Origin of the sequence: Mycolicibacterium sp. MU0053, assembly GCF_963378095.1 — a bacterium.
GTDB lineage: Bacteria > Actinomycetota > Actinomycetes > Mycobacteriales > Mycobacteriaceae > Mycobacterium > Mycobacterium burgundiense.
On record NZ_OY726397.1, the window covers coordinates 5,230,459 to 5,248,833 of the forward strand.

Here is an 18,375-nt window from a genome sequence, read left to right on the forward strand (position 1 = left end):
CTTTGCTTGAGCGGGGGTGTCACGTCGCCGCTCTTTACAGCTTCGGTTCGGCAGCTAGCCGATGCACCACATCCCTTGTGGCCAGGTATAATTCGCGCCAAGTCCGATACAGCACGTCGTAGCTTTCACGGTTGGCGGCAGCCGGGGTGATCTCCGAGGCGATCACGGTCCAGTCGGTGTCGGGCGGCACCAACCCGACACCGATGGCCGCCAGTAGGCAATCGCCGTAGCTGGCACCGATTGTCTGCTGCGGAACCAGCTGCTGACGGCCCGTGACATCGGCCAGCGTTTGCGCCCACACCGCACTGTGCAGCCCACCACCCACCGCCACCGTGCGCGTTGCGGTGCAGGCGTCGTCGAACCCGTCCAGTATTTGCCTGACTCCGAACGAAATACCCTCGTATGCAGCACGAAACAGATGTCCGCGGCCATGGCGGAGGGTAAGGCCGGCGAACACCCCGCGCGCATCCGGGTCGAAGACGGGTGTGCGCTCGCCGGCGAGGTAGGGCAGCATCAGTAGGCCGTCACTGCCGGGAGGAACCGCCTGCGCCTCGGCTGTCAACGTCTCCAACGGCGCCCCACCGGTCACGCCCTGCAACCAACTCACGAGGCTGCCGGCAGTCGAAGTGCCCGCGGCCAGGGCCAGGCTGTCAGGCTCCACCCCCGCCGTCGTCCAAAAACCGGGCTCGCTGAAGTACGAATCGATGATCTGCACCAGAAACATCGTGGAGCCGTACATGAGCATTTGATCGCCCGGTTTGCGAACCCCCACCGAAAACGCCTCTGCGAACGCATCGACGGTGCCGGCCACCACGGGCGTGCCGCAGGGGAGGCCGGTGGCCGCCGCGGCCGACTCGTGAATGACGCCGACGATCTCGCTGGGCCACACCAACCGCGGAAGCGGCAGGTGGCCGCAAATACGCTGCGCCCATTCGGTATTCCAGCCGAACTGCCGCGTCGCATACAGCGGATCGCACTGACTGGCCGTGTGGTGGTCCAGCACGTACTCGCCGGTGAGCTTGGCCGTAATGTACGAGTTCGAGCCGTACCAACCCCTCGCCCGGGCGAATACCTCCGGTTCGTGGCGCCGCACCCACTCCAGTTTGGGACCGACGGCCTGGCTCGACAGCACGGTTCCCGCTCGGTCCAGGATTGCGTCGGCACCCAATTCCGCTGTCAACAGGTCGATCTCGGCGGCTGCCCGAGTGTCGATGCCGTACAGGATGGCCGGCCGCAACGGCCGCAGCGCTTCGTCGCAGAGCACGAGGCACGGGCCGACACCGCTGACGCACAGTCCGGCCACCGCCGATCCGGTGGGTACCTGGGCGATCAGCGCGGTGCTGATGTCACAGATCTCACCCCACCACGTGGCCTCCGCGTCGACTTCGGCCCAACCGGGACGGGGCAGCCGCATCGCATGGCTCGACGTTGCTGAGGCCACGACGGCCCCGGATGCGTCGACGAGGATGCCCTTCGTGCTCGCCGTCCCCATGTCGATTCCGAGCAGCAAGTCCGACACGCCAACCATGAGTGTGGCCTTCCCGCGAGTCATGACGTGCGCCGTTGCCGGCGCAATCCGTTCACGCTAGAACGCTTCGGGCAACGGTGGCGGCAGATTATCGATTACCACTAGAGGCTCTCGACCCGCTGACTACGGGCTGAGTTCGCCGGCGACTGCTCGCAACGCCGCGACCACGGCGCGGGCGGCCGCACTGGGCCGCGCACCGGTGACCGCGAGCGTGCGCCGGCCCAACCAGGCCGGGTCGTCGACGTGGACGCAATGCACACCGGACGGCACCGACTGCGCCGACAATGCCGGGAGCAGACACACTCCGAGGCCCGCGCCCACCAAGCCGAGCCGGGCGGGCCAGCTGCGCACTCGGTAACCGATCACCGGATCGGTTAGCGTGGGCCAGGCCGCGAACTGTGGATCCCCCGCCGAACCTGTTCCGGCGATCCACACTTCGTTCACCAGCTCGCTGACGCAGGCTTCGGCGCGGCCGGCGAGGCGATGTCCGTCCGGCACTGCGACACAAAGATCCCCGGCGTACACCCGATGCCGTCCGAGACCGTCGAGGTCGTAGTCCGGTAACCCGGCGCCCGCACCGATCACCGCCACGTCGAGCCGATTACCGCGAACATCGCGCAGCAACGTGGGCGTGCCCGCCTCGGTCAGTGCCACGACCAGTCCCGGGTGCTCGACGGCAAGCCGCGCTACGGTCCGCGGCACCAGCACTGACATTGCCGCCGGGAACGCTCCGACGGCCACCCGGCCGGCGAGCTTGTCTCCCAGGGCTTTCAGGTCGTGGTGCAGGGAGCTGACGGCGCCGAGGATCCGCGCGGCGTGCTCGATCACCCGAGTACCGGCGGGAGTCACGCTGACACCGCGCAACTCGCGCACGAACAGGCGATAACCCAGCGCCGACTCCATCGCCGCGACCTGCCGGGACACCGACGGTTGCGAATAGCCAAGAGCGCGCGCAGCCGCCGTGAACGATCCTTGCAGCGCGATCTCACGACAGACGCGCAAGCCTTCCAACGTCACTTCGGCCACGCCTCACCGTACCCATGCGCAGCATGCATGGATAAAGAGCGAAATGCGGATGCCAGGCATGGAGTGCGCTGCCACCGGCACGCGTTGAGCCAACGGGACAACGAAAGGGATCGACATGGCCAAGACGTGGTTCGTCACCGGCGCCTCGCGGGGAATGGGACGCGAACTCGTCGAGCAGGTGCTCGAACGCGGCGACTCGGTGGCCGCGACACTGCGGAGACCTGAACAACTCGACGATTTGGCGCAACGCTACGGCGACCGACTGTGGCGCCAGGCCCTCGATGTGACCGACAACTCCGCTTTACGCGCCGTGGTTGCAGCGGCATTCGACACACTCGGCCGAATCGACGTCGTCGTATCCAACGCCGGCTACGGGGTCTTCGCCGCGGCCGAGGACCTCACCGACCACCAGGTCCAGCAGATGATCGAGACCAACCTCGCGGGCTCCATCCACCTCGCCCGCGCCGTGCTGCCGCATCTTCGCGCGCAGGGCGGTGGATTGCTGATGCAGATGTCGAGTATGGGCGGACACATCACGTTCCCCGGATTCTCGCTCTACCACGTGACGAAGTGGGGTATCGAGGGCTTCTACGACGCCTTGGCCACCGAGGTCGAGCCGTTCGGAATCCGCACCACCCTCATCGAACCCGGCGTCGTCCGCACCGGATTCTTCGACGCGGCCGAACATGTCCCACCCAGCGCCGCCTACCGAGGAGGACCGGCCGACCGGGTGCCACCCGCCCCCGAGGACATGCCGGTCTGTCCCGAGCGCACCGTCGCGGCGATCCTCCGGGCCGCGGACTCCGACACGCCGCCACGCAGGCTGGTGCTCGGCACCGATGCGTGGACGCTGATGACCGACGCGCTGAGCCGGCGCCTGGTCGAGGTCGCTGCGCAGCGGGACAACGCTGCGACGGCGGACTTCAGGTCCTAGCGCCGCTTTTTGCGACTGTCCGACTTGCCGGAAAGCTGTAGTGCATTGACCCAGAGTTTGGTCAGGATCGCCACGACGTCATCGAGATCGCGCTTCCCGATGACGAGGGCCTCCATCGCCATTCGGCTCACCATTCCGGACAGCGCATAGGATGTGAGGAGCGGATCCAGGGTCTCATCCGCCAAACCACGGCTTTGCAGCTCTGCTATATGACGGGCATTGCGCTCAACGAACTTCTCCGATCGGTGCCGTCGGAGTGCTTCGAAGTCCGGGTCGACCGTGGCGACCTGCTGCATGAGCGCCATCAGTTTCGCGTTCCGCAGATACGCAACAAGATAGGCGCGGTTGCTGGCCTCGATCACCGCCGCAGGATCGTCGTCATCGGCGACGCGGGGCATCCCGGGGTGCAACATGTCATCCTGCGCAGCCTCCAGCACCGCTGCAAAGATCTCTTCTTTACTGGAGAAATAGGTGTAGAAGGTCCCGGCCGAACACTTGGCCTCTACGGTGATGTCGGACAGCCGAGATCCGAGGAAGCCGTCACGCTCGAATACCGTCCGGGCTGCCGTCACCAGCGCCGCGCGGGTCCGCAGCCCGCGGGCGGTAGCGGGCAACTCCCTTGCTCCGGTGCCCCCGGCAAGAACCGGGGCATCGGCGCCGATGTCCGTCCCATCCTGCCCGCTCATGGGTCAAGTTCTACTTGAATCGCGATTCGCCCCGCAACCACCGAGTCACCCGTCAGAGCGCTTTCAGCTCGTCGATGACGTCGGAGACCGATTTCTTGGCGTCACCGAACAACATCGAGGTGTGGTTGAGAAGGAACAGCGGGTTCTCGATACCGGCGTAGCCCGACGACATCGACCGTTTCAGCACGATCACCGAGCGGGACTCGTCGACGTTGAGGATCGGCATGCCATGAATCGGTGAACTCGGGTCGTTGCGCGCCGCGGGGTTGGTGACGTCGTTCGCGCCGATCACGATGGTGACGTCGGTGCGGTTGAACTCACCGTTGATGTCGTCCATCTCCTTCATCGCGTCGTACTCGACATCCGCCTCGGCCAGCAGCACGTTCATATGCCCCGGCATGCGCCCGGCCACGGGATGGATGGCGTACTTGACGTCGACACCCTTGGCGTCGAGCAAGCCGGCCATCTCCTTGACCGCGTGCTGTGCCTGGGCGACGGCCAGGCCGTAGCCGGGCACGACGATCACCTGGTTGGCGTAGGCCAGCTGGATCGCCGCATCGGCGGCTGACGTGGCCTTGACTGAGCCCTGGTCGCCGCCGGTTGCGGCAGCGACTCCGCCGTCGGCACCGAAGGAGCCGAACACGATCGCCGGGATCGACCGGTTCATTGCCTTGGCCATCAGGTTGGTCAGGATCGAACCGGAAGCGCCGACGATCATGCCGGCGACGATCATCGCGGTGTTGTTGAGCGCCACACCCGCTGCGGCAGCGGATAATCCGGTCAGCGCATTGAGCAGGCTGATGACAACCGGCATGTCGGCGCCGCCGATGGGGAACACCACGAACAGACCCATCAGACCCGCCAGCACCAGCACTGCCACGATGGTCCAGGTCGCGTTGCCGACGCCGGCGTTCAGCCCGATGTAGACGGCCGTCGCGACGGCGCCGAGCAGCAGCACAACGTTGGCGATCTGAAATACACTGGCAGACTTGACCAGTGCCTTCTCGATCGTCTTCGGAATCGATTCCTGCAGCTTGAGGAACGCCACCAGGGAGCCCCAGAAGGACACCGAGCCGATGATTGCCGCGAACAGCGACCCCACCACCAGTGCCACCGTGGGGTTTTGCTCGGGGGTGAAGTAGGCGAACCCGTCGGTCTCGATGAACTCCGCCCACGCGATCAACGCGACGGTGCCGCCACCCACACCGTTGAACAACGCGACCAATTGCGGCATCGCCGTCATCTTGGTCTTCTTCGCCGGTGGCACGCCGAGAATCACTCCGATTGCAAGCCCGGCCGCGATCAGGATCCAGTTGGTCGCAGCAGTGTCACGCACCGAGAGCAGGGTCGCCACTACGGCGACGCCCATACCGGTGGCCGCGATCCAGTTGCCGCGCACCGCGGTCTTGGGGCCGGTCAGACCCGACAGACCCAGGATGAACATGCCGAAGGCCAGAATGTAGAGGACGGTGACGAGATGGTTCACTTGGCGACCTCAGGCTCGACCTGGCAGGGAGCGGGCCTGCGCCCCTTGAACATTGCCAGCATCCGGTCGGTGACCAGGAAGCCACCGATCACGTTGACAGTGCCGAAGATCAGCGCGACCAGCGCGATGATCCGCACACCCCAACCGGCGTCGGCGGGCAACTGGCCCAACACGATCAGCGCACCGAGCACCACGATGCCGTGAATCGCGTTGGTGCCCGACATCAGCGGGGTGTGCAAGGTGTTGGGCACCTTCGAGATCACCGCGAACCCGACGAACCCGGACAACACCAGGATCGCCAGATTGGCCAGCAGTTGGTCGTACATCCTCTAGTGCTCCCCTTCACGGCTGACACACGAGGCCGCGACGACCTCGTCGTCGAAGTCGGGTGCCAACGCGCCGTCGGTGATCAACAGTTCCAGCAGTGCGGTGACGTTCTTGGCGTACAACTCGCTGGCGTGCTCGGGCATCGTCGCGGCCAGGTTGGTCGGCGCGGCGACGGTGACACGATGGCGGATAACGGTCTGGCCGGGCTCGGTCAGCTCGCAGTTGCCGCCGGTCTCCCCTGCCAGATCGACCACCACGCTGCCGGCCTTCATGCCCCGCACGGCGGTGGCGGTGACCAGCCGCGGCGCGGGCCGACCCGGGACCAGGGCGGTCGTGATCACCACGTCGAACCTTGTGATCGCCTCTTCGAGCGCCTGCTGCTGCAACGCACGTTCGGCGTCGGAGAGTTCGCGGGCGTACCCGCCCTCACCGGCCGCGGCCACCTCGTTCTCGCCCAGGCTCAGCCACTGGGCCCCTACCGAACGCACCTGATCGGCGACCTCGGGACGCACGTCGTACCCTGTCGTCCGGGCACCGAGTCGCTTCGCGGTTGCCAGGGCCTGCAGGCCGGCCACGCCTACGCCGAGTACCAGCACCGTCGCCGGTTTCACGGTCCCGGCAGCGGTGGTCAGCATCGGGAAGAACCGCGTGGACTCCGAGGCCGCCAGCAGCACGGCCTTGTACCCGGCCACATTGGCCTGTGAACTCAACGCGTCCATCACCTGCGCCCGCGAGATCCGCGGGATCGCTTCCATCGCGAAAGCCTGCACGCCCGCTGCCTTGAGCGCCCCGATCTGATTCTCGGTGTCGCGCGGTGCCAGAAACCCGATCAACGACTGACCCCGACGCAGCTTCGCCACCTCCACATCGGACGGCGGCGCCACCTTGACCACCACGTCCGCACTCCACGCATCCCCGGTCGTGGCCCCGGCCGCCGTGTACAACGCGTCGGGGATCAACGCACGCTGACCGGCGCACGCCTCGACCACCACCGCGATACCCGCACCGACCAACGACGCGACCGTTTTCGGCACCAACGCCACCCGGCGCTCGTCGGCGCCGGTTTCGGCGACCACGCCGACGGTCAAGGTGTTGTTCTCCCGGTGGTTCACCGGAGCAGCGCTCGGCTCATGACGACCCGCTGAATCTGGTTGGTGCCCTCATAGATCTGAGTGATCTTGGCGTCGCGCATCATTCGCTCGACCGGGAAGTCGCATGTGTAGCCGGCGCCCCCGAACAACTGCACCGCATCGGTGGTGACTTCCATCGCGACGTCAGAGGCAAAGCACTTCGCTGCCGCTGAGATGAACCCCAGATTGCCTTCACCGCGCTCAGCGCGCGCCGCGGCGGTGTACACCATCAGGCGCGCGGCCTCGATCTTCATCGCCATGTCCGCGAGCATGAACTGCACGCCTTGGAAATCCGAGATCGACTTACCGAACTGCTTGCGGTCCTTGGTGTATGCCAGCGCCGCATCCAACGCTCCCTGGGCGATACCGACCGCTTGCGCGCCGATGGTCGGCCGCGTGTGGTCCAGCGTCTGCAGCGCCGTCTTGAACCCGGTACCGGGATCACCGATCATCCGGTCGCCCGGAATTCGGCAGTTCTCGAAGTACAACTCTGTCGTCGGAGACCCCTTGATTCCCAGCTTGCGCTCCTTGGGTCCGACGGTGAATCCCTCGTCATCGATGTGGACGACGAATGCCGAGATCCCGTTGGCGCCCTTGTCGGCATCGGTGACCGCCATCACGGTGTACCAGGACGACTTTCCGCCATTTGTGATCCATGCCTTCGCGCCGTTGAGGATCCAGCCGTCGCCGTCGGCCTTGGCCCGGGTCTTCATTGCGGCCGCATCGCTGCCGGCCTCGCGCTCGGAGAGGGCATACGACGCCATCTGTCCGTCGACCAGATCGCCGAGTACCCGCTTCTTCAGATCGTCGGATCCGCGCAGGATCAGGCCGGTGGTGCCCAGCTTGTTGACCGCCGGAATCAAGGATGCCGATGCATCTACGCGGGCCACCTCCTCGATGACGATGCACGCCGCCACCGCATCGGCGCCCTGTCCGCCATAGGCCTCAGGCACGTGGACAGCGTTGAAGCCCGAGGCATTCAGCGCCCTGAGCGCCTCTTCCGGGAACCGCGCGTTCGCGTCGACATCGGCGGCGTGCGGAGCTATTTCCTTCTCCGCCAGTCGGCGAATCGCGGCGCGCAGCGCGACGTGCTCCTCGGGAAGCTGATACAAGTCGAACTCTGGTTGTGCTGTCGCACTGCGCATGTCAGTCGGCCGTAGCCAGGAAGGCCAAGCGGCCAACCGTGCTGCCCTCAGCGAGTCGCGTCAGGCCATCCGGCACATCGGAGAGCCCCAGGTGTTCGCCGATGAGCGGCTTGACCACGCCGCGCTCCGCCAGCCTGGTCAACTCCTGGTGGCATTCCCGGACGGGGCCGGCATCCTTGGCGTTGTACAACCCCCAATGCAGACCGATGATCGAATAGTTTTTGATCAGTGCATGATTCAGGCCCGGAGTGGGAATGGTTCCGCCGGCGAACCCGATGACGAGGATGCGCCCCTCGAACGCGATGCACTTGGTGGACTTGGTGTACGAATCGCCGCCGACCGGGTCGAAGACGACATCTGCTCCGCGACCTCCGGTGGCCTTCTTGACCACGTCGACGAAATCCTGCTCACGTCGGTCCACGACGACGTCGGCCCCGAGTTGGGCGGCGTAGGCCGCTTTGTCGGCACCCCCGACGACGCCGATCACGGTGGCACCGGCCGCTTTACCCAACTGCACAGCGGCGCTTCCGACGCCACCTGCGGCGGCGTGCACCAACAATGTCTCATCCGGCAGCAACTGCGTGCGGCGGTGCAGCGCAAACCAGGCGGTCTGGTATCCGATGGTCAGCACCGCGGCCTCGGCATCGTCTAGTGACGGCGGGGCGAGGAACACTGTGGACACCGGCATGAGTGCCGACTCGGCGAAACCGCCGTGCTGCGGGTTGACGACGCCGATCACGCGGTCGCCGATGGTGAACCCTGCCACCCCGTCGCCCAGCGCGGTGATCTCGCCGCACAGTTCCGAACCGGGGGTGAAGGGTAGGTCAGGTCTGACCTGATACTCACCGCGGCACAGCAGCACGTCGGCGAAGTTGGCGGCCGCGGCAAGTACCCGCACCCGAACCTCCCCGGGCCCGGGCTCCAGCTCGGCTACGTCGCGGAGGCGAAGAACGTCGCGGGGCTGACCCAATTGTTCGACACGCCAGGCTTTCATGATTCTCAGTCCCTTGGTTCAACGTTCTCTGGATTTGGAAATGACACCGATTGGACGGGCGATTGCCCGGTCACAGCGGGATACCTCAACACATCTAATATGAAGTTGAGGCCAAGTTCAAGTTGAGCTCAACGGTGGCGGCTGATGAGGTCGAGGCTGCGACGCTCCATCAGCAGCGTGAGCCGGCCGAACGCCTGGAAGGCCGGGTTGGTGGTCTGGCCGTGGTAGTACCGGTAGTAGATCTGTTGGCATATCGCCGCAGTCCGGAACAGTCCGAAGATCTCGTAGAAGGCCCATTCCCGTTCACTGAGGCCGATATTCATTCGGTCGCAGTAGTAGTCGACTACTTCTGCTCTGGAGAGCATGCCCGCGATATGGGTCGGCTGTCGGCGGAACTGGTGCAGTTCGGGCTCATCGCCGGCCTCGATCCAGTACGCCAGGGCGCCACCGAGATCCATCAGGGGGTGCCCGATGGTTGCCATCTCCCAGTCCAGCAGGCCGACCGGCGAGTGTGGGTGCGCGCGGTCGAAGACGAGGTTGTCGAACCGGAAATCGTTGTGGATCAGGCATGATCGGTCGTCGGTCGGCTCATTCTCGTCGAGCCAGACCATCACCGAATCGAAGTCCCCGACGTCCGGCGTCTTGGCCTGTCGGTAGCGTTTGGACCACCCTCGTAGCTGGCGGTGAATGTACCCGTCACCCCTGGACAGCCAATCCAGCTGGGCTGCCGCCGGGTCAAGCTGATGCAGGTCGATCAGGACATCCAGCGAGCGGATGCACAGGGCCGAAATCTCGGCAGCCGAGAGATTCATCTCCGGCGGGAACTCCTGACGGGGAATGTGGCCGTCGATCCGTTCCATCACGTAGAACGGCGTGCCGATGACCGCAGTCTCTTCACACAGCCCCAGCGTCCTTGGCACGTACTCGAAAACCGGCTGTAGCGCATGCTGGATGCGGTACTCCCTGGACATGTCGTGCGCACCCGCCGACTTGTGTCCGCCCGGGGGCCGGCGCAGGATCAGGTCCCGCTCCGGGAAGCGCAGCAGATAGGTGAGGTTCGAAGCGCCGCCGGAGAATTGCCTTACCCCGGGACGTGTCGTCACGCCGAGTTCGTGTTCGGCCAGCCATGCGCACAGCCGGTCGACATCGAACGCGTCCTCGGGGCGCACCGCTGCGGCATCCGCGACATCGGCGGTGTCGATGAGACCCTCTGTGCCCTCAGACATACTTGCCCAGTTCCAGTCTGCTGATGACACCGAGGTGTACCTCATCGGGTCCGTCGGCGAGCCGCAGTTGGCGGGCCAACGACCACGCCCCGGCCAGCGGGAAGTCGTCGGACAGCCCACCGCCGCCGTGGATCTGCATGGCGAAGTCGACGATCTCCTGCACCACCGCCGGCACATGGGACTTGATCTGGCTGACTTCGCCGAGCGAGCCGCCCGGTCCCACGGTGTCCAGCTTCCATGCAGCGTTCAACACCAGCAGCCGGGCGGTGTCGATGGCGATGCGGGCCTTGGCAACTCGTTCCTTGTTCCCGCCGAGGTCGATCAGCGGCTTGCCGAAGGCCCGCCGCTCACGACCACGTCGGCAGGCGAGCTCGAGAGCCATCTCGGCCAGACCGATCAGCCGCATGCAATGGTGCACGCGCCCGGGTCCCAGCCGCCCCTGAGCAATCTCGAAGGCCCGGCCGGGGCCGAGCAGAACGTTGGCCGCAGGCACCCGGACATCGGTGAAGGACACTTCACCGTGGCCGAAGGGCTCGTCGAATCGGCCCATTGCCGGAAGCAGTCGTTCGACCACAACCCCAGGGGTGGTGCGCGGCACCAGCACCATGGTGTGCCGAGATCGCCGCGGCGCCTCGGGATCCGACACACCCATGAAAATGAGCAACTCGCAGTCCGGATGTCCGATGCCCGTGGTCCACCATTTGCGCCCGTTGATCACGATGTCGTCCCCGTCGGGGATGGCGGTCGCGGCCATGTTGGTGGCATCCGAGGACGCCACACCCGGTTCGGTCATGGCGAACGCCGACTGGATGGACCCGGCCAACAACGGCTCGAGCCAGCGCTCGCGCTGCTCGGCGGTCCCGTAACGCAACAACACCTCCATGTTCCCGGTGTCCGGCGCGTTGCAGTTGAAGGCGTACGGGGCGAGTTCCGAGCGGCCGGTCTCCTCCGCAATCGGCGCGTAGTCGACGTTGGTCAGTCCCAGCCCGCCGTCGGTCCCGAACCGGGCGGCGTAGTCGCCGGCGTGTTCGGCGGGAAGGAACAGATTCCACAGGCCGGCGGCTTTGGCCTTGTCCCGGAGTTCGCTCAGCAGCGGCAGCGGTGTCCAGGGATCTCCACCGCCGGTGCGCAGCGCAGCGACGTCGGCGTGGTAGCGCTCCTCGACTGGTGCGATCTCTTCGGCGATGAAGGCACGTACGCGATCAAGAAGTTCGGCTGCGCGAGGCGACGGTTCGGAGTTCATGTGCTTGACCATACCCGCTCTATTGAGCAATGCTAAACAGATGGTGAGCAAGCGAGAGTCACGCCCGGGGTCACGTCCTGCGCTACGGCTGAAGTTCGGTGATCGACGAGATCAATTGCTGGCCATCGGGTTAGGAATCCTCGTCAAAGAGCCAATACACAAGTTGTCGCTGGACGAGGTGGCACGCAAGGCCGAGATCTCACGCAGTCTGCTGTTCCATTACTTCCCGACGAAGAGCGACTACTTCGACGCGGTACTCGACGTCGCGGCCCAACGGGTACTCGACAACACGGCCCCGCCCGCCGACGCCGATCCGGAGGCGGCGCTGCGCCACGTCGTATCCGCGTTGTTCGAACAGATCGATCGGCGCCGCGAGTTCTACCTGGCGTTCATCTTTGGTCAAGGCGCGCTCACGCTGGGTGGGGACCGCGTCGCCACCCTGCGCGCCGACCTCGGTCAGCGCGTGGTGGATGTCCTGGAACTGGGTGAGCGCGACGGCGCCGCGACCATCGTGCATGCCTGGGTGGCCTACGTGGAAGACCTTGCGCTGCAGTGGACAAGCGTCCCGGAACCCCAGCGCGGGAGCACCCTGGCCGAGCGCGTCGAACACTGTGTGGCCGCGCTGCGCGGTTTGATCGCCCTCCTACCGAACGCGCGTGGCGCCTGATCCGGCACCGCCAGATCGGATCACCGGCCCGTCGCCATGGCCTTGGCCTTGGCCTTGGCCTTGGCCTGAACGACCAGGAGTTGAGCCAGTGCCTCCCGATCGATCGCGCGTTTGAGAATCTTGCCGGTCGAACCCTTCGGCAGCTCGTCGACGAACTGCAGCACCCGTGGAATCTTGTACGCCGACAGCCGCTCTCGCGCCCAGGCCATGAGCGCAGCACCGTCATGAGGCATGCCTGGGTTCACCACGATGACTGCGGCGACCTCCTCGCCGTAATGTGCGTGCGCGATGCCGATCACCGCGGCCTCGAGGACCTCGGGATGAGCATAGAGCACCGCCTCGACCTCACTGGGGTAGACGTTGTAACCGCCGCGGATAATCAGCTCCTTGGCCCGGCCCACGATGCGTAAGTTGCCCTCGGCGTCCAGCTTGCCGACGTCGCCTGTGCGCAACCAGCCGTCAGCCGACAGCACCTCCGCCGTGGCGTCCGGACGACCGCGGTATCCCCGCATGATCGTCGGACCTTTGATGTATACCTCGCCGGATGCATCACCCACGACCGGCGAACCTGCGGAGTCGCGAATCTGGACCTCCGTCTGGAACGCCGCCGCGCCGACACTGCCGGGCGGCGTGCCGGGACCGCCATAGGTTCCGATCGCGGTGGTCTCGGTGAGCCCGTACGCCTCGAACAACGTGCAACCGAACTTCTCCTGGAACGCACTGTTGACCGCGCCAGGTAACGACGCACCGCCGGACAGCGCGAGACGAAGATGGATGAAGTCTGCAGGGACTGCATCGACCGCGTTGTGCAGCATCGCATTCCACATGGTCGGTACGCCGCACATGACGGTCAGTCGATCGCGACGGAGCAGCTCCAGCATGGCCTCGGCCGAAAACCGGTCGAGCAGCGACATCGTCGCACCGGCGGTGAGGGTCATCATCAGCACCGCCGTCTGGCCGAACACATGGAACAACGGCAAAGCGGAACCGATCCGATCCTGCGGCGTCACGCCGGCGAGCCGGACGGCGATCTCCCCTGCGGACAACACATTCCCGACGGTCAACTCAGCCCCCTTGGCCCGGCCGGTGGTCCCCGACGTGAACAGGATGACGGCGACATCGTCGGACGCGCGTTCTTCCGCAACAGTCAGTGGCACAACGTCACTCACCGCCGCGCCTTCAGGCAGAATGCAGTGGCGGATGCCTGCGGCGGCCGCGGCATCGGCGGCGACGACGCTCGACTCGTGCCACGCGATCACGAGCGAACATCCGGCCGCACCGATGAAGTAATCCAGCTCGGCCCGCGTCGACATGGTGTTGACCGGGACCACCACGGCGCCCAGCGCCTGGATACCAAGGTAGGCGACGACGAATTCCGGCACGGTCGGCACGATGAGCAGGACACGATCTCCCGCGACGATGCCCTGGCCGATCAGAGCGCCCGCGTACGCGAGGACGCCGTCGCGGAGCTGCGCGTAGGTCCAACTGTGCTGCGCGTCCGTCATGGCGAGTTGCTCAGGCTGCGATCCGGCATGCCTGAGCATCGGCGTGATGACGCTAACCATCTGCTGCCTTCGGGATCAGGCACTGGTCAGACTTGATCTGCCCCATCACTGCGGCAAATCCACCAGTACCGCCAGCCGCGCCCGGTGCCGGCCCGAGGTGCCCAGTGCGATCTGATCCGCTTTGGCCCGCTTGAGATACAGATGCGTCGTGTGCTCCCACGTCATGCCGATTCCGCCGTGCATCTGCACTGCCTCCTCGGCGGCGGTGACCGCCACCTCACCGCAATACGCCTGGGCGACACTGGCGGCCACCGCTGCGTCGGGATCATCAGCCGTGGCCGTCGCAGCGGCATAACGTGCCGCCGCAGCCGCGGACTCGACTCCGGTGTACAGATCTGCCAGCCGGTGCTTGAGCGCTTGGAAACCGCCGACAACCCTGCCGAACTGCCGCCGCTCCTTGACGTAGTCGACCGTCGCCTCCAGACACCATCTGGCCAGGCCAAGCTGTTCGGATGCCAGTAGGGCGGCGCCGACCTCCAGCGCGCGCCGGATCGCCTCGGCTGCATCGCCGTTCACCAAGGTGCCTGCCGCGCTGTCCAGCGTGACGTGTGCGAGCTGCCTCGTCATATCCAGTGAGACCACCGGAGTCAGGGTGAGATCAGCGGAAGCCACTGCGTACACGGCAATTCCGGCTCGGGTGGCAGCCGGCACCAACAGTACGTCGGCCTCCAGTGCCCCGGCCACGCTGGTAATGGTGCCGGTCAGCCGTCCGTCGACGAGCTGAACCGTCGCCACATTGGAGGTCGGCTGGGTCGACCAGGAGACGGCCAGCGCCGCCGTCTGCTCGCCCTGAGCTATGGGTCCCAACAGGTCGGCGTCGGAATCCAGGAGCATCGTGGTGGCGATCACCGCGCTGGTGAGGAACGGTACCGGCGCGACCATGCGGCCGAGTTCCTCGAGGACCACCGCGGCTTCCCGCAACGAGCCGCCCGCTCCGCCATGCTGCTCGGGCACCAGCAGCCCGGCCAGGCCGATCTCGACCGACAGCGCCTTCCAAAGACCAGCGACAACCGACCGGTCTGCGTCGTACATCCGGGTGATGGCATCCGGGTCGCACCGTGCGGCGAGCAGACTCCGTACGCTGGCACGCAGCTCTTCCTCGATTTCGGTGTAGAGCAGGTCGAGTTCACTCACTTGGCCGTCTCCTTCCACGGGATGTCCTTGTCGACGCGGGCTTCTGCGGGCAGACCCAGCACTCGTTCGCCGATGATGTTGCGCAGGATTTCTGAGGTACCGCCCTCGATCGAGTTGCCCTTGGCGCGCAGATAGCGGTAACCCGCGTCGCGGCCGCACAGGTCGACGCTGGTGGGCTGCACCATGGTCCAGTCCGAGTAGTGCAAACCCTCTTCGCCGAGCAGCTCCAACTCCAGGCCGGTCAACTGCTGATTCAGGGTGGCGAACGTGAGCTTCATCGCCGAACCCTCGGGGCCTGGTTGGCCGAGTGCGAGCTTCTGCCGCAACCGAGTCCCGGCCAGCCGGGCCACCTCGGCATCGACCCAGTGCCGCAGCAGCCGGTCGTGCAGCTCCGGTGTCCGTTGTTCGGGGCATTTACGCCAGGTGCCGGCGACGGTGCCGATCAGTCCGCCTTCGCGCGGTGCCGCCTGACCGCCGATGGCCACCCGCTCGTTGTTGAGTGTGCCGTTGGCCACCGCCCAACCCTGGCCCTCCTCACCGAGCCGCTGGCCGTCGGGCACCCGCACGTCGGTGAGGAAGACTTCGTTGAATTCTGCCTCGCCGGTGAGCTGCCGTAGCGGTCGCACCTCGACGCCGGGCACATTCATGTCGCACAGGAAGAACGTCATGCCACGGTGTTTGGGGATGTCGGGGTTGCTGCGTGCGAGCAGGATCCCGAACCTGGCGTTCTGCGCGTCCGACGTCCACACCTTCTGACCGTTGACCACCCAGTCCTCGCCGTCGCGCACCGCACGGGTGGCCACGGCTGCGAGGTCCGAGCCGGCGCCGGGCTCGCTGAACAGCTGGCACCAGATCTCCTCGCCGGTCCACAACGGTCGCAGGTAGCGCCGCTTCTGTTCCTCGGTCCCGAAGGCCAGGATCGTCGGCGCCGCCATACCCAACCCGATGATGTTCGATTCCGGTCGGTTGTTCGGCGCGCCGGCCTGCTCCAGCAAGGCATCGACCTCAAGCTGCCAGGCCGCCGGCAGGCTCAATCCGCCGTGTCCCTCGGGATAGGACACCCGCGCCAGTCCGGCGTCGAATCGGGCCCGCAGGAACTCCAGCCGATCCGTGGTCTCCACGGCGTGGGCCGCGAGGAATTCTTCGACCAGCGCCTGCAACTCGTGCAACGTCATCGTTTCGGAACCTCTCTTGTCGCTCACGTGTCACCGGTGGTTAGGCTCACGCCGCCGTCGACCACCACGGTCTGACCGGTCATCCAGGCCGCATCCTCGGAGAGCAGGAATGCCACCACACTGCCGATGTCGTCGGGTTCACCCAGCCGCTTGAGGGGATAGCCCGCGGCGACTTGATCGGCGCGCCCCTCGTAGAGCGCGGCGGCGAACTTGGTCTTCACTACCGCCGGCGCGACGCCGTTGACCCGGATAGCCGGGCCGAGTTCGACGGCAAGGAGTTCCGTGATCGAGTCGAGCATCGCCTTGGTGGCGCCGTAGAACCCGATTCCGGGTTCGGTGCGAATCGCCGAGAGTGAGGATACGTTCACGATGACACCGGCGTTGTCGTTCATCCATGCCCGGTGAACCTTCTGCACCCACGACAGTGTGGAGATGCAGTTGACCTCGACGATCTTGCGTGCCGCGGCAAGGTCGAGTTCCAGCACCGGGCCGTAGGTCGGATTGATGCCGGTGTTGTTGACCAGGAAGTCGATGCTCCCGAAGGTCGAGATAGCTTGACGGACAGTGTCATCCTGATGCTCGAGATCGTCGGCCTTGCCAGCGACCGCCAACGCGTTCTCGGCCCCGCCCAGCTGCGCGACCGCGTCATCGAGCGCTTCTTGACCACGCGCGGTGATGACCACCTTCGCGCCGTCTGCCACCAACCGTGCCGCGATCGCCAGGCCTATGCCGCGGCTGGCCCCGGTGACGATGGCGGTCTTGCCGGCGAAGCGGGCGCTCACGAGAGGCGTTCGATGATCATGGCCATGCCCTGGCCGCCACCGACACACATCGTCTCCAGCCCGAACTGCTTGTCATGCCACTGCAACGAGTTGATCAGCGTGCTGGTGATGCGGGCGCCGCTCATGCCGAAGGGGTGACCGACCGCGATGGCACCACCGTTGACGTTCAGCCGGTCCAGCTCCAACCCCAGCTCGCGCGCCGACGGAATCACTTGCGCGGCAAAGGCTTCGTTGATCTCGGCCAGGTCGATATCGCCGATGGTCATACCCGCGCGGGCCAGCGCCTGGCGGGACGCCTCAACCGGACCCAGCCCCATGATCTCGGGAGACAGGCCGGAGACGCCGGTGCTGACGATGCGAGCCAGCGGAGTCAGGCCCAATTGCTTTGCCTTGGTGTCGGACATGACCACGACCGCGGCCGCTCCGTCGTTGAGGGCACAGCAGTTGCCCGCCGTGACGGTGCCATCTGGACGGAAAACCGGCTGCAGGGAGGACAAGCCGTCCAGCGTCACCCCGGCGCGAGGTCCGTCGTCCTTGCTGACGACGGTGCCGTCGGCCAGCGTCACCGGCGTGATGTCGCGCTCCCAGAAGCCGTTGGCGATCGCCGCTCCGGCGAGGTTCTGGCTGCGCACCGCGAAGGAGTCCTGCTCGGCACGAGTGACGCCCTTGAACTGTGCGACGTTCTCGGCGGTCTGCCCCATGGCGATGTAGACATCGGGAAGCGATTCGTGGTCGCGGGGATCGACCCAGGTCTGTCCACCCGCGGCGAACGTCGCGGTGCGGGCCTTGGCGTCGTCGAAGAGCGGGTTCTCCGTATCGGGCAGGCCATCGGCGGCGCCCTTGGCGAAGCGACTCACGGTCTCCACGCCGGCCGAGATGAACGCATCGCCCTCCCCTGCCTTGATCGCATGGAAGGCCATCCGGGTGGTCTGCAGGCTGCTGGAACAGTACCGATTGACGGTCACCCCGGGCAGCTGGTCCATACCGGCAAGTACCGCAACGACTTTCCCGAGATTGTGGCCGGCTTCACCCGCGGGCTGCCCGCAGCCCAGCATGAAGTCGTCGATCATCGCCGGGTCCAGCTCGGGCACCTTGGCAAGGGCGGCCAGGACCATCTGGACGGTCAGGTCATCCGGCCGCATCTCCTTCAACGATCCCTTGCCGGCTCTGCCGATCGGTGATCGGGCAGTCGAGACAATAACGGCTTCGGGCATCAACGCTCCTTTGAAGGTTCCAGACAGGCGCTCAGGCCAAGCAGGCGCAAACCACACCTGCAGAGGTTCCAGAGTGCTCCGAAATCGGCTGGATGGCCTATATCTGGCGCACT

17 protein-coding genes are annotated in these 18,375 nt (G+C 65.9%); 2 read left to right on the forward strand and 15 right to left on the reverse strand.

Features of this window, described 5'->3' with window-relative positions:
* Positions 1 to 34 precede the first annotated feature (34 nt).
* Together RCP80_RS24870 and RCP80_RS24875 are read right to left on the reverse strand one after the other, a co-directional pair.
* Entirely contained in the window at positions 35 to 1,519 is a 1,485-nt protein-coding gene (locus RCP80_RS24870; RefSeq protein WP_373693408.1) for an FGGY-family carbohydrate kinase, read from the reverse strand.
* Positions 1,520 to 1,651: 132 nt separating this feature from the next.
* On the reverse strand, positions 1,652 to 2,554 hold the full coding sequence (locus RCP80_RS24875) for a LysR family transcriptional regulator (RefSeq protein ID WP_308480230.1): 903 nt from the start codon (positions 2,552 to 2,554) through the stop codon (positions 1,652 to 1,654).
* 115 nt (positions 2,555 to 2,669) lie between these two features.
* Between RCP80_RS24875 and RCP80_RS24880 the strand changes: the two genes are divergently transcribed.
* Positions 2,670 to 3,488, forward strand: coding sequence for an SDR family oxidoreductase (locus tag RCP80_RS24880; protein WP_308480231.1), 819 nt, complete (start codon positions 2,670 to 2,672; stop codon positions 3,486 to 3,488).
* On the opposite strand, the gene RCP80_RS24885 is transcribed toward RCP80_RS24880, so the two are convergent.
* From RCP80_RS24885 to RCP80_RS24920, 8 genes are all read right to left on the reverse strand, one after another.
* Positions 3,485 to 4,174: a TetR/AcrR family transcriptional regulator gene (locus tag RCP80_RS24885; protein ID WP_308480232.1), complete on the reverse strand. Its 690-nt coding sequence runs from the start codon at positions 4,172 to 4,174 to the stop codon at positions 3,485 to 3,487. The two genes, RCP80_RS24880 and RCP80_RS24885, sit on opposite strands and share 4 nt — an antisense overlap.
* 52 nt (positions 4,175 to 4,226) lie before the next feature.
* The gene (locus tag RCP80_RS24890; protein ID WP_308480233.1) at positions 4,227 to 5,660 is read right to left on the reverse strand and encodes an NAD(P)(+) transhydrogenase (Re/Si-specific) subunit beta; all 1,434 of its coding nucleotides are present in this window, start codon (positions 5,658 to 5,660) and stop codon (positions 4,227 to 4,229) included.
* Entirely contained in the window at positions 5,657 to 5,986 is a 330-nt protein-coding gene (locus RCP80_RS24895) for an NAD(P) transhydrogenase subunit alpha part 2 (RefSeq protein WP_308480234.1), read from the reverse strand. Before RCP80_RS24895 ends, RCP80_RS24890 begins: the two co-directional genes overlap by 4 nt.
* 3 nt (positions 5,987 to 5,989) lie before the next feature.
* On the reverse strand, positions 5,990 to 7,099 hold the full coding sequence (locus RCP80_RS24900; RefSeq protein WP_308480235.1) for a Re/Si-specific NAD(P)(+) transhydrogenase subunit alpha: 1,110 nt from the start codon (positions 7,097 to 7,099) through the stop codon (positions 5,990 to 5,992).
* Positions 7,096 to 8,262: an acyl-CoA dehydrogenase gene (locus tag RCP80_RS24905; protein WP_308480236.1), complete on the reverse strand. Its 1,167-nt coding sequence runs from the start codon at positions 8,260 to 8,262 to the stop codon at positions 7,096 to 7,098. The genes RCP80_RS24900 and RCP80_RS24905 overlap by 4 nt, the downstream gene beginning before the upstream one ends.
* A gap of 1 nt (position 8,263) precedes the next feature.
* The gene (locus RCP80_RS24910; protein WP_308480237.1) at positions 8,264 to 9,256 is read right to left on the reverse strand and encodes an NADPH:quinone oxidoreductase family protein; all 993 of its coding nucleotides are present in this window, start codon (positions 9,254 to 9,256) and stop codon (positions 8,264 to 8,266) included.
* A gap of 128 nt (positions 9,257 to 9,384) precedes the next feature.
* On the reverse strand, positions 9,385 to 10,482 hold the full coding sequence (locus RCP80_RS24915; RefSeq protein WP_308480238.1) for a phosphotransferase family protein: 1,098 nt from the start codon (positions 10,480 to 10,482) through the stop codon (positions 9,385 to 9,387).
* Positions 10,475 to 11,725 carry an acyl-CoA dehydrogenase family protein gene (locus RCP80_RS24920; protein WP_308480239.1) on the reverse strand — a complete coding sequence of 417 codons (1,251 nt, stop codon included), beginning with the start codon at positions 11,723 to 11,725 and terminating at the stop codon, positions 10,475 to 10,477. The genes RCP80_RS24915 and RCP80_RS24920 overlap by 8 nt, the downstream gene beginning before the upstream one ends.
* Before the next feature lie 40 nt (positions 11,726 to 11,765).
* Between RCP80_RS24920 and RCP80_RS24925 the strand changes: the two genes are divergently transcribed.
* On the forward strand, positions 11,766 to 12,392 hold the full coding sequence (locus RCP80_RS24925) for a TetR/AcrR family transcriptional regulator (protein ID WP_308480240.1): 627 nt from the start codon (positions 11,766 to 11,768) through the stop codon (positions 12,390 to 12,392).
* A 20-nt stretch (positions 12,393 to 12,412) separates the two neighbouring features.
* On the opposite strand, the gene RCP80_RS24930 is transcribed toward RCP80_RS24925, so the two are convergent.
* The 5 genes from RCP80_RS24930 to RCP80_RS24950 are packed head-to-tail and all read right to left on the reverse strand — an operon-like array spanning position 12,413 to position 18,262.
* On the reverse strand, positions 12,413 to 13,957 hold the full coding sequence (locus RCP80_RS24930; RefSeq protein WP_308480241.1) for a class I adenylate-forming enzyme family protein: 1,545 nt from the start codon (positions 13,955 to 13,957) through the stop codon (positions 12,413 to 12,415).
* 45 nt (positions 13,958 to 14,002) lie between these two features.
* On the reverse strand, positions 14,003 to 15,091 hold the full coding sequence (locus RCP80_RS24935; protein ID WP_308480242.1) for an acyl-CoA dehydrogenase family protein: 1,089 nt from the start codon (positions 15,089 to 15,091) through the stop codon (positions 14,003 to 14,005).
* Complete coding sequence (locus tag RCP80_RS24940) at positions 15,088 to 16,266, reverse strand: acyl-CoA dehydrogenase family protein (RefSeq protein ID WP_308483011.1); 1,179 nt, start codon at positions 16,264 to 16,266, stop codon at positions 15,088 to 15,090. Before RCP80_RS24940 ends, RCP80_RS24935 begins: the two co-directional genes overlap by 4 nt.
* A gap of 23 nt (positions 16,267 to 16,289) precedes the next feature.
* Entirely contained in the window at positions 16,290 to 17,048 is a 759-nt protein-coding gene (locus RCP80_RS24945) for an SDR family oxidoreductase (RefSeq protein ID WP_308480243.1), read from the reverse strand.
* Positions 17,045 to 18,262 carry an acetyl-CoA C-acetyltransferase gene (locus RCP80_RS24950; protein ID WP_308480244.1) on the reverse strand — a complete coding sequence of 406 codons (1,218 nt, stop codon included), beginning with the start codon at positions 18,260 to 18,262 and terminating at the stop codon, positions 17,045 to 17,047. Before RCP80_RS24950 ends, RCP80_RS24945 begins: the two co-directional genes overlap by 4 nt.
* Between the last annotated feature and the right edge of the window lie 113 nt (positions 18,263 to 18,375).

What these genes read in the sequence shown, in the direction of transcription:
- RCP80_RS24880 (WP_308480231.1), top strand. Translation starts at nt 2,670, where the DNA reads ATGGCCAAGACGTGGTTCGTCACCGGCGCCTCGCGGGGAATGGGACGC.
- RCP80_RS24885 (WP_308480232.1), bottom strand. Translation starts at nt 4,174, where the DNA reads ATGAGCGGGCAGGATGGGACGGACATCGGCGCCGATGCCCCGGTTCTT.
- RCP80_RS24895 (WP_308480234.1), bottom strand. Translation starts at nt 5,986, where the DNA reads ATGTACGACCAACTGCTGGCCAATCTGGCGATCCTGGTGTTGTCCGGG.
- RCP80_RS24905 (WP_308480236.1), bottom strand. Translation starts at nt 8,262, where the DNA reads ATGCGCAGTGCGACAGCACAACCAGAGTTCGACTTGTATCAGCTTCCC.
- RCP80_RS24910 (WP_308480237.1), bottom strand. Translation starts at nt 9,256, where the DNA reads ATGAAAGCCTGGCGTGTCGAACAATTGGGTCAGCCCCGCGACGTTCTT.
- RCP80_RS24915 (WP_308480238.1), bottom strand. Translation starts at nt 10,482, where the DNA reads ATGTCTGAGGGCACAGAGGGTCTCATCGACACCGCCGATGTCGCGGAT.
- RCP80_RS24920 (WP_308480239.1), bottom strand. Translation starts at nt 11,725, where the DNA reads ATGAACTCCGAACCGTCGCCTCGCGCAGCCGAACTTCTTGATCGCGTA.
- RCP80_RS24925 (WP_308480240.1), top strand. Translation starts at nt 11,766, where the DNA reads ATGGTGAGCAAGCGAGAGTCACGCCCGGGGTCACGTCCTGCGCTACGG.
- RCP80_RS24930 (WP_308480241.1), bottom strand. Translation starts at nt 13,957, where the DNA reads ATGGTTAGCGTCATCACGCCGATGCTCAGGCATGCCGGATCGCAGCCT.
- RCP80_RS24940 (WP_308483011.1), bottom strand. Translation starts at nt 16,266, where the DNA reads ATGACGTTGCACGAGTTGCAGGCGCTGGTCGAAGAATTCCTCGCGGCC.
- RCP80_RS24950 (WP_308480244.1), bottom strand. Translation starts at nt 18,262, where the DNA reads ATGCCCGAAGCCGTTATTGTCTCGACTGCCCGATCACCGATCGGCAGA.